This window comes from Pseudoduganella sp. jia 12, from assembly GCF_055502675.1.
The window spans coordinates 1-7,817 of record NZ_JBUXKP010000028.1; the positions used below are offsets into that span (position 1 = coordinate 1).

Genomic DNA, 7,817 nt, shown 5'->3' on the forward strand with positions numbered 1-7,817 from the left:
AGCTAACTGATACTAATTGCCCGTACGGCTTGTCCCTATAACCTTGACGGTTATGAATCAATGATGATTCCTTGCATTTACTCTTTGATGAGACGTAGTTGAATACTACAACCCAACTTTACTTCTTCCGGATTGAGCAGTGACGTTGCCCTATAGGGAACGGCACTGCGTACAAGTCATGCCTGATGACCATAGCAAGTCGGTCCCACCCCTTCCCATCCCGAACAGGACCGTGAAACGACTTTGCGCCGATGATAGTGCTGCAACCAGTGTGAAAGTAGGTTATCGTCAGGCTGTAATTCCGAGAGAAGCCCATTGCGTGATCGCAGTGGGCTTTTTTCATTTCACGAACAGGACCGTGAAACGACTTTGCGCCGATGATCGTGCTACCAGTGTGAAAGTTGGTTCAATCAGGCTGTTATATAGAAAAACCCCGCTAGCTGGCGGGTTTTTTTGCTTTGGTTGCTCGAAAACCGGTCACAGACACCAGTTTCTGGAAATGTTTCAGATTTAGCTAGTGCCAGTCATGGGATTGAAGCAACCACCTGTCATCGGCAGGTCACGCCAGCCCCATAGACTGCGGCTTTTCATTCGAAGAGGCCTGCATGAAGCACTCCCGTCTTTCACTGTTATCGCTCGCTGTCATACTGGCTGCCTGTGGCGGCAATGACAGCCCGGCCACCGTCACTGCGCCAGCCAGGACGCAGGTGAGCGGCGTATTCCTCGATAGTGCCGTGGAAGGGGCGGAATACGTGGCGGGTACCGCAGCGCGAGCGACGACTGGTACCAAAGGCGAGTTCGCCTGCCTGGAAGGCGACACCGTCAGCTTCGCTCTTGGCGGTATTTCGCTCGGCACTGCAGCGTGCGCGACGGCGATCACTCCGTTGCAGCTGGCAGGCGAAAGCGATATCAAGGACATCAAGGTCATCAACCGATTGCTCGCCCTGCAGTTGCTGGACGAAGACGGCGACCCGTCGAATGGCATCGCAATTACACCCGGCATTCGGACTGCGCTGGCCGGCAAGAATCTCGACTTTACCGGCGCCCCCGCGACTTTCGACAAGGCATTAGCGACACTGCTTGCGTCCGCTGGTGCAAGGTATGCTGAACGCACGATCGACGACGCCCGCCGCATGCTCGTGCGCGAGCATTTCGAAGACACACTGGCTGCAAGACTCAACACACCTGCCATCGAGAAATTCACGCAAAACGCTGTCGAGGTCAGCGTCACACGGTACCAGCTCCAGGCGGACAGCAAGTTCCATATTCCTTACGAGGGCAGCAACACCAAGGTGAAACAAGACTTCCCGCTGGGCTTCCTCCCATCTTATGGTTCGTCGATTGCTTTCAAAGGCACCAATGCGGCTGGAGACCTGGAGTTCTACGGCCTGACCGATCGCGGCCCCAATGGCGACGGTCCGAACGTGCCGTCGCTCGGCGGTGCCGGCACGACAGGCAGCAAGATCTTCCCATCGCCGTCCTTTGCGCCATCGATCGGCCTGATCACGGTTGGAAAGTCGGGTGCAATATTGAACTCGACCATGCCGATCAAGGCTTCCGCCGCGCTCAATGCCAGTGGCTTGCCGATCCCGGAGGGCTCGCTGGGCAATTCCGCCGAGATGCCGGTCATGGATGCGATGAAGTTCGACGCCGCAGGCAAGGCAGGATTCAACGCCCATGGCATCGATAGCGAAGCGGTGGTGTTCGACAAGGCACGCAATGCGCTGTGGGTTTCGGACGAATATGGCCCGTTTATCGCCAGGATCGATGCGGCGACCGGCATCATCCTGGCCAGGTATGCCCCGGGCACCGGCCTGCCGAAGATCTTTGCCAAGCGCCGCGCCAACCGCGGCATGGAAGGGTTGACGCTGGATACCAGCAGCGACAGGCTCCACGGCTTCCTGCAAAGTCCACTCTCGGATGGGAGCGCACCGTATGCCGTCACGGGCAAGAACGAGCAGGTAGAGCGCTACGCGCGCTTTACCCGTTGGGTCGAGTTCGATCCGAAAACTGGCGCGGCAACGAAAATGTATGCCTACCCGATCGCGGCTGCCGATTACCAGGATGGCCGTACCGGCAATGCGAAGCTGGGCGACGTGGTCGCGCTCGGCAATGGCAAGTTCATCGTCATCGAACAGGGTGCGGACCCACAAGGCAAGGTATTCAACAAGCTCATGCTGGTCGAGATTGCCGCCGCCACCGACATCTCGGCAGCAGCATTCAACGTCGAGACGTCGGACCTGGAAAAGAGCTCGATGGCGGGCACGCCTGTGAATGGCGCAGACTGGTCGAAGGTGATGCCGCTCAAGAAGTCGCAACTGCTCGACCTGAATGCCATCGGCTGGCTGGCCGAGAAGGCGGAAGGCCTGACTGTCGTCGACGCCAGCACGCTGGCGATCGCCAACGACAACGACTTCGGTCTCAAGACCCGGGTCTTTGCGCCTTCCGGCGAAGCGGTGGCCGATGCCGATGTCACCAAGTGCAACGTCGACGCGGCAGGCATGATCGTCACCAGCAGTTCGCCAGGCTGCAACGCCGCCAACACGATCCGTGTGGCACGCGGTACCGACATGGAACGGCCGAGCCGCCTTTGGCTCCTCAAATTCGGCAAGCCGCTCAGCAGTTACTGATCGTGTGCGCCGCTCCTGCCGGATCGCCCATAATGCCGGCAGGAGAGCAACATGAACGATTACGACACCATGGACGTGAAGGGGGGCCGCCCTGTCAAGATGTGGACGCACGGCGTGCCGGTGGAGCCGGAAGCAAAGGAGCAGCTGGCGAACACGGCGAAGATGCCTTTCATTTACAAGCACATTGCCGTCATGCCCGATGTCCATCTGGGCAAGGGCTCGACGATCGGCAGCGTCATTCCCACGCTGGGCGCGGTTATTCCCGCAGCAGTGGGTGTCGACATTGGCTGCGGCATGATGGCTGCCAAAACCACATTGTCGGCCAGCGACTTGCCCGACAACCTGGGGCCGTTGCGCAGTGCGATCGAAAAGGCGATTCCCCATGGCTTGTCGCCGAAGACGCGCGGCTTCAAGGGGCGCGACCAGGGCTCGTGGCAGGATCCGCCCTCCGCCGTGGATGCGGCATGGATGCAGCTGAAGGACGAGTTCGACGTCATCTGCGCGAAAACGCCGAAGCTGCGGCACACGAATAACTACAAGCACCTGGGCACCCTTGGCACAGGTAATCACTTCATCGAAGTCTGCCTCGACGAGGAAGGCGCCGTATGGCTGATGCTGCACTCCGGCTCGCGCGGCGTGGGCAATGCGATCGGCACGCATTTCATCGAACTGGCGCAGCAGGATATGCGTACCCACCTCGCCAACCTGCCCGATCGCGACTTGGCCTATCTGAAGGAAGGCACGCAGCATTATGACGATTACGTCGAAGCCGTTGGGTGGGCGCAGAAATTCGCCCGCATGAACCGCGAGGTGATGATGCAGAACCTGGTCAAGGCTGTCCGCACCGTGATCAGGAAGCCGTTCGAGACGCACGTGGAAGCCGTCAATTGCCATCACAACTACGTACAGAAGGAGCGCCACTTCGGCCAGGAAGTGCTGGTGACGCGCAAGGGCGCGGTGTCGGCCAGGGCCGGCGAGCTGGGAATCATCCCCGGGTCGATGGGCGCGCGCAGCTACATCGTGCGCGGCAAGGGCAACGAGGAAAGCTTCACCAGTTGCAGCCACGGCGCGGGCCGCACGATGAGCCGCAGCGAGGCAAAGCGGCGTTTCACGCGGGAAGACCAGGTGCGCGCCACCCAGGGTGTCGAGTGCCGCAAGGATGAAGGCGTGGTGGATGAAATCCCGATGGCCTACAAGGATATTGACGCCGTGATGCATGCGCAGCGCGACCTGGTCGAGGTGGTGCACACGTTGAAGCAGGTCGTCTGTGTAAAGGGTTGAGGTGCCACGATGATCGAGCTCGATGGAGGGGCGGGGGAAGGCGGAGGGCAGATCCTGCGTTCGTCGCTGACGCTGTCGATGATCACTGGGCAGCCGTTCCGGATCCGGAACATCCGCGCGAACCGGCCAAAGCCTGGCCTGATGCGGCAGCACCTGATGGCGGTGCGCTCTGCCGCCACCGTATGCGGCGCGGAAGTTACCCACGCCGAACTGGGCTCCACCGAACTGACCTTCACGCCGCGCTGCATCAAGGGCGGTGTCTACGAATTCGCCATCGGCACGGCCGGCAGTGCGACGCTGGTATTGCAGACGCTGATACCGGCGCTGCTGCATGCGGACGTGCCATCGGTGGTCAAGGTCAGCGGCGGCACCCACAACCCGAAAGCGCCGCCGGCGCATTTCATCGAGCATGCCTACGTGCGCATGCTGCGGGCGATGGGGGCACAGGTGGATTTCGAGCTCAAGCGCTTCGGCTTTTATCCGAATGGCGGCGGCGAGCTATGTGCCGCCATCTGGCCCTGTGCGCAATTGCGCCAGTTGCACTTGCCCGGGCGCGGCACCCTGCTCGAAGGGCGTGCCGAAGCCTATGTGGCCGCGATTCCGCTATCGGTTGCACAACGCGAACTCGAAAGCATCGGCAAGGCGCTGCACTGGCGCGACGACCAGCTGTTCTCGCATCCGCTGGCCAACGATCAGGGGCCGGGCAATGCCGTGTTGATCGTGCTGGAAAGCGAGCATGTGACGGAGGTGTTTTCATCGGTTGGCGAGAAGCGTCGGCGCGCCGAGGATGTGGCCGGCGATGCGGCGCTGGAAGCCAAGCGTTACCTGGTGTCCGGCGCCGCTGTGGGTGAGCACCTGGGCGATCAGCTGATGCTGCCGCTTGCGCTGGCCGGTGGTGGCAGTTACACGGTCGATCATGTATCGCAGCATGCGATCACCAATGCCGAGGTGATCGCGCAATTCCTGCCGGTGCATGTGACGTTCGAAGCAGCGGAGGGCTACAGCCTGTGCACGATCGCTGCCCGGAAGGCAGGTTGACCGGGCGCTGCACACGTTCACTGCCTGCGCCGGATGTCTTCTCACGTCAGGTCATGGCGAGTCAGGAATTTCTTCAACCGGTCCGCATCGTTCGGCTTGGCCTTGCCGGCGCGCGAGACGGAGAACGGCTTGCTGCCCGCGTCCGACAGGCTGTCGCACCCGGCACACGCCTGCACCCCGGCCTGCAATTGCAACTTGTCGAACAGGTCCAGCCGGCGTCATCAGCCTTTTCCTGCCGGTGTCGTTCCGCTTCGAACAGCGCGACCGCCACGCCGTTTGCACGGTCGAGCGGCGCGCGTGACGCAAAGGTGGCCTAGAACAGATACTGCGCGCTGAACCCCGCCTGCCAGTTGCGGCCCGGCGCCGCTTCGTAATAGCGCTTGTTCGTGTCGCCGACGATCACCGAGCCGACATAGGTCTTGTCGAGCAGGTTGTTCAGCCGGACGAACTCCTTCAGCCGCCAGCCACCGATCGGCTGCATGGCGGTGAAGCGCAGGTTCAGCAAGCCATAGCCCGGGGCCGCCTTTTCGCGGTTCGTGTCTTCGGCGTAGACCTTGCCGTTTGCGAGCGCTTCGAGCGCTGCGCCGTAACGACCGCCATCCTCTTTCCATGCCAGTTCGCCGTAAGCCGTGGTGCGTGCGACGCCGGGCATCCGGCTGCCCTCGGCGACATTGCCGAACGCCTGGTCGTAGACCGCGCGCAAGCCGGTCAAAGCGGCGCGAGCCGAGAACCCGCCGGCCCAGGTGGAATCGACCGACACCTCGACCCCCTGGCGCAGGGTCTTGCTGGCGTTGCGGTAGCTCGTGCGGCCGCCGCTGGAGGCATCCACGACCACCTCGTCACGCGTACGGACCTCGAATAGCGCCGCGTCCACGCGGGTGTTCTCCGACAGCCGGATTTTCGTGCCTGCTTCCACGTGCGTGCTGCGTGCCGGCCGCAGGTTGTAGTTGAAGCCACCGGCCGTGCCGGAATAGAACAATTCGTTCAGCGTCGGCGTTTCAAAGCCGCGCGCGGCGCTGACATACACGTTGAGGTCGGGCGTCACCTTGTATAGCGCGCCCAGCACCGGTGTCGTGCGCGTGAACGTGAGGTCGCCGCTGTCGTTGCCGTTTGAAAGGAAGCGGTCGTCGACCTCCACTTTCACCCGGCTGTGCCGCACACCCGCCGTCAGCCGCCACGGACCACTCTGCCATTCCGTTTGCACGTAAGGATCAACGTTGGAGACGACGTCTTCTTCTTCACGTCGCAGGGTGCCCTTGACGCCAAACTGGGCCCCGACAAAGTTTTCGTAGCCCTTGCGATCGTCCGTCGAGCGGTCGTAATCGAAGCCGACAGTAGTGCGCAGGACGCCTTTGTCGAAGCGCCGCACATCGGTCCAGTTGATGGCCACGCCGTAGAAGTCGCGATCGAAGTCGATCACGCCGCCGGAGTGGGTGGCCGGTGCCTGGAAACCCCGCGAGAAGGATTGGTACTGCACCACCTCACGGTTGCCGCCATATGCCATCAGGTGCAGGCGGTTTTCTCCGAAGTAGACGTCATAGCTGGCGCCAGCCTGGTTGTGATCGATGCTCTTGCGGGTGTTGTAGCGCTCCGCATAGGTGCGCCTTGGCGATTCGGTATCGGTCGGGTCGATCTCGCCGGCGCGTGGGTCGCGCTCGTAAGTTGCCCACTGCACGCCAAGCGGATCTTCCGTGTCTTTCTGGCGCAGGCTGCTGGCAACCAGGGTCAGCTTGCTGCGGGAGTCCGGTGTAACGGTCAGCTTGGCGAATTGCTGGTCCCGTCGCGCGGCACTATGGTCGCGATAGCCGTCGGTATCGAAACGGGAAGCATCGACGACATAGCCGATCTTGCCTTCGCGCCCCTGGGCACTGAGATCGACCTTGCGCTGGCCATCGCTGCCGGCCACTACCGACATTTCGACGGATCCCGGATCGCGGCCTTCCTCGGTGAACAGTTGTATGACGCCACCCGAGTGATTTCCATACAACGCGGAGAACGGGCCGCGCAGCACTTCGATGCGCTGGGCCCGGTCCAGGTTGAACGTGGCTGCCTGGCCTTGACCATCGGGCATGGTCGCCGGGATGCCGTCCGCGATCAGGCGCACACCGCGCACGCCAAACGCCGAACGGGCGCCGAAGCCGCGCGAAGAAATCTGCAGATCCTGCGCATAATTCTGGCGGTTTTGCACGACCAGCCCGGGTATCGCTACCAGGGATTCGGAAGCATTGACCCTAGGCTGGGCATCCCGAATGCGGCTGGCATCGATGACATCGATCGCTGCGGGAAGTTCGAAACTGGCGTGTTCAATACGGCTGGCAGTAATGACAACGACCTCGGCCAGCGGTTCGGCCGCTGTCGCGCATGTGGAATAGACGGCACACAGGGCAGCCGTGATCTTCAATAAGGACGGATTTTGCATGGATGAGCTCGCATAAGTGTCGAGTACTATACCGCGCGGCTGAAAATTGCGTCGCTGGGCTTGCCGAGCGGTTCATGGTTTGCTATAGTTCTGTCCCTGCCGCAACGTACTAGTGAAAACGAAACGATGCGACAGTCGTTTGAATCGCTGCTGAAACATTGCGAAACAAACCGAGGGGTTGACGAGCTGCACGAAACACCGCATAATCTCATCTCTCTGCTGCTGACAAACACAACGATTTGTCGACGGGTCTGGAAGATCCGCAGCAAGCCCGAAGTTGAAATATTTGGGCAGAATTCTTTAACAATCAACAGTCGATAAGTGTGGGCGTTTGATGCGATGTGCCTCCGGATTTCGGTCCGGAATGCTCAAAATATAGCAGCAAACGCTTACACAAGTAATAACGTAATCATCTTCGGATGATTCGTCAGTTATTTGAGTGAGTGACC

General features: G+C 60.9%; 5 protein-coding genes and 1 rRNA gene. 4 read left to right on the forward strand and 2 right to left on the reverse strand.

The genetic code is table 11. The annotated features are described in order from the left end of the window. Positions 1-181 precede the first annotated feature (181 nt). The 4 genes from rrf to rtcA all read left to right on the forward strand — a co-directional run bounded on the left by rrf (position 182) and on the right by rtcA (position 4,949). Positions 182-294 (forward strand): 5S ribosomal RNA (gene rrf, locus ACY65G_RS30470). Positions 295-605: 311 nt separating this feature from the next. Continuing rightward, entirely contained in the window at positions 606-2,630 is a 2,025-nt protein-coding gene (locus tag ACY65G_RS30475; protein ID WP_465001018.1) for an esterase-like activity of phytase family protein, read from the forward strand. Between the two features lie 51 nt (positions 2,631-2,681). Further along, positions 2,682-3,911, forward strand: coding sequence for an RtcB family protein (locus ACY65G_RS30480; protein WP_465001019.1), 1,230 nt, complete (start codon positions 2,682-2,684; stop codon positions 3,909-3,911). A gap of 9 nt (positions 3,912-3,920) precedes the next feature. After that, complete coding sequence (gene rtcA, locus ACY65G_RS30485) at positions 3,921-4,949, forward strand: RNA 3'-terminal phosphate cyclase (protein ID WP_465001020.1); 1,029 nt, start codon at positions 3,921-3,923, stop codon at positions 4,947-4,949. Positions 4,950-4,990: 41 nt separating this feature from the next. Here the strand turns inward: rtcA and ACY65G_RS30490 are convergent, their stop codons facing one another. Further along, complete coding sequence (locus ACY65G_RS30490) at positions 4,991-5,143, reverse strand: hypothetical protein (protein WP_465001021.1); 153 nt, start codon at positions 5,141-5,143, stop codon at positions 4,991-4,993. Positions 5,144-5,262: 119 nt separating this feature from the next. Beyond that, positions 5,263-7,368 carry a TonB-dependent receptor family protein gene (locus ACY65G_RS30495; RefSeq protein ID WP_465001022.1) on the reverse strand — a complete coding sequence of 702 codons (2,106 nt, stop codon included), beginning with the start codon at positions 7,366-7,368 and terminating at the stop codon, positions 5,263-5,265. Positions 7,369-7,817: the final 449 nt, after the last annotated feature.

Coding starts and splice junctions, on each gene's coding strand:
- ACY65G_RS30475 (WP_465001018.1), top strand. CDS start 606: ATGAAGCACTCCCGTCTTTCACTGTTATCGCTCGCTGTCATACTGGCT.
- ACY65G_RS30480 (WP_465001019.1), top strand. CDS start 2,682: ATGAACGATTACGACACCATGGACGTGAAGGGGGGCCGCCCTGTCAAG.
- rtcA (WP_465001020.1), top strand. CDS start 3,921: ATGATCGAGCTCGATGGAGGGGCGGGGGAAGGCGGAGGGCAGATCCTG.
- ACY65G_RS30495 (WP_465001022.1), bottom strand. CDS start 7,368: ATGCAAAATCCGTCCTTATTGAAGATCACGGCTGCCCTGTGTGCCGTC.